The sequence below is a fragment of the Bartonella sp. AP88HLJMH genome, assembly GCF_042195605.1.
Lineage (GTDB): Bacteria > Pseudomonadota > Alphaproteobacteria > Rhizobiales > Rhizobiaceae > Bartonella.
This window is the reverse complement of record NZ_JBHIOR010000056.1, coordinates 1-2,646: the sequence shown is the minus strand read 5'-3', so window position 1 is coordinate 2,646 and position 2,646 is coordinate 1. Positions and strand designations below refer to the sequence as shown.

The following is a 2,646-nucleotide window of genomic DNA, read 5'->3' as shown; positions in this document are numbered from 1 at the left end:
TGGATAAGGTTAAACGACGAATTACCCAACAGTTCTAAGCCACCACTCATAGTGACTTTGCTGGTAAATTTATTATAGCTTTGCCATTCATTTGGGCTTGTGAGGCGACCATAGCTTGTGAGATCTTCATTGATCTTGGCTCTAAAATCATCAAGCCCCACAATATCTTCGGTTTTATGTTGATGTGCGCCTAACAGTGAGACAGCACTCCCAAAGGTGAAGTTATTGTTGCTTGATTTATAGAGAACATAATTGTTGGCAGCATCGTGTGCACCCTCGATATCGCTTAAATCAGCAAATGAGAAAGTTTTATCCGCTGCCATTTTGCCATTGAGAGCGCTTTCTAGATTTGTGATTTCGCTTATGGTGTGCGTGTGTTTTGAAGGCGCTTTTTCGTCTACCTTGTCCTCAACATCGGCTATTGCCTGATCAATTTTTGTCAAGTTTTCGCGCAAGATTGGGAATTCAGAACTGATAAAACGCCCCTCTTTAGGCAATTCCATATCGAGTTTTTTGGTTTTTGTCATCTCTGTTCTCCCATCACAATATGCCAGCGCCAAAATCACACACCATGGACCGCGCTGCTGGTCCACCGGTAAGGGTCAATTTCAAACGTGCTTGTTTGGCTGTTTTATCGCTGCTCACAAATTTGCGCTCTGTCCAAAGTGGTTCAGCGAGTTGTTCTGTTTCCTCTAATGTGAGAGGGGTGAAACCACCATCATCCAGTTGCATCTCGAGTGTAAAGGTTGCACCGCCCGGTAAAAAGGTTTTGATATAGCTGGTCAACCTTGCCTTTTCCCCAAAGGCAAAAGCACGCGTGACATAGGTAGCTTCCTTATGGATCTTTCCCGCAATCAATTGAACAGGCGCAAACAAGACGGGTGAGAGCTTTTCGGTGCCTTTGAGAATAGCGCGAAGCTTTATCTTTTCACTGATATATTCAGTAAGACTGAGTAATTGAAAGGGAAGGAGTTGATAAACCGTGCCGTTGTTTCTTTCAATTTCAAAGATGACAGAACAATCGCTTGAAGGCAATTCAATGGCTGCGCGTATTTGTAAATCAGAGCAGTCCACAAGATCAAAAGTGCCAAGATCAATGGTTTTTTCTGTTTGTGTGTAGCGTGCCGCCAGCACTCGAAAGGCTAAAGCCTCATCTTGATGAGCAGTCCAGCTCCTAGCATTGACAGAAGAAAAGCGTGGACCGGTCACGTAAGGGTGACTTGAGACAAATCTTTGGTGTTCTGCATCAAAATCCCCAAGCTTTGCTAGTGAGACAGAATGATCAGCATCATCGGTTTTAATGACAAAAGCCGTTAAGCGGTCATCCATCACAAGGAGTGGTACATCATAGCGTGCCTCTGCCCACCCTAGCTTTGCGCCCTTCATAGAATAAAAGCTTTGTGCTTGAATATCGGCGGTCGGATAGCCGTTTTCTGTAGTGACCAAATCAATCACCAAATCATGGTTCTGATTGCCGATTTTGCAAAGATGAAAGTCAATACCGGTAATTTGCCGTGTTTCATCGGGGGTAAAAACTTGCGCTTGTGGGTCCACTTGCGTCCATATCTTCACCGTGGTGGTGCGCCGCATCACTTTCACATCAATCACGCCTTGACCGGTAAAAAGACCCGTAGCAATGGTTCTACCTTTTCCCCGTGCCACAACATTTTTTGTGCCAGCGGTGATATTTTGTGGAATCGTGAAAGTGCCTTCAAGGGTGCCTTTGCTATCTGCAACAAGCTTTGTTTTTGGTAAAACATTCACACCATCAAAGGTAAGACTTTCCAAGATTTCGCTACTGCCAAAACCTTCAATTTTAAAGTGAAGGGTAATTTGTCTTAAAAAGTCGATTTGTTCTTGGTGTGTGTTGATGAAATTATCGCTTACTTCTGTTCTACGTATGGTACTGCCGCGATGTTTTCCCATAATGATTTGATTGGTGATACCCGAGAGCCAATCGGTGCGTTGTTCATGCCAAAAGTCTGTTGCGGGTTCAAGGGTTACTGTACCAGGCAGGGGTGCAAAATTTTGATAAGGATTGATTTTTTCGCAAGCCGTTGTCAACTCTTGCGCAATGATCACTTCATTTGTCCAGTCAAGCGTGACAGGCGCTTTTAAAGGAGCAGTATAGAATGTTGGGTCAATGGCAAGCTGCAAAATGCCGTTGCCTACAGCCCCCGTTTGTTGAAAGCCTTCATCTCTGTAACTATCATCAAGAAAGGGATCAGCGAACATGCCTTTTTTAGCGACAGGTTCTTTAGAGTCAACATTGCTTTTAATCCGTTCTAATTGCATCAGACGGTCAAGCGAAAGCACTCGTTGAAAATAGCGCCACATTTCATCATAGGGGGCAACCCGTGTGCCATCATTGACCACAACCGGCATTTCAAGCCAATTGTTGGTAATGGTTGCAAGGGACAACACATCATCAGGAACACTGGGTGCCATGGGTTGGTCTACTGAGATACCTTTGATGTAAACCACATTGCCCCCCGTGTTGAGACCGATACGGTCAATGCGGGGCAATTTATAAGTGTAACTGACGATAATATCACCACCCTCCGCACCCCCTGAGACAGTGATTTCCTGCGCTGTTACTTTATCAGCCGTGATTTTTGCGCGATAGCGGTAAGTCACCTTATAGCT

At 44.7% G+C, this 2,646-nt stretch carries 2 protein-coding genes; both read right to left on the bottom strand.

Annotated elements, in window-relative coordinates; all coding sequences use genetic code 11:
• The coding region (locus tag ACFIMA_RS09380) for a Bgr_08870 family protein (protein WP_375693422.1) at nucleotides 1–527 on the bottom strand (527 nt) is incomplete at its 3' end.
• Nucleotides 528–540: 13 nt separating this feature from the next.
• Nucleotides 541–2,646: DUF4815 domain-containing protein (locus ACFIMA_RS09375; protein ID WP_375693770.1), on the bottom strand; the 2,106-nt coding region annotated here is incomplete at its 5' end.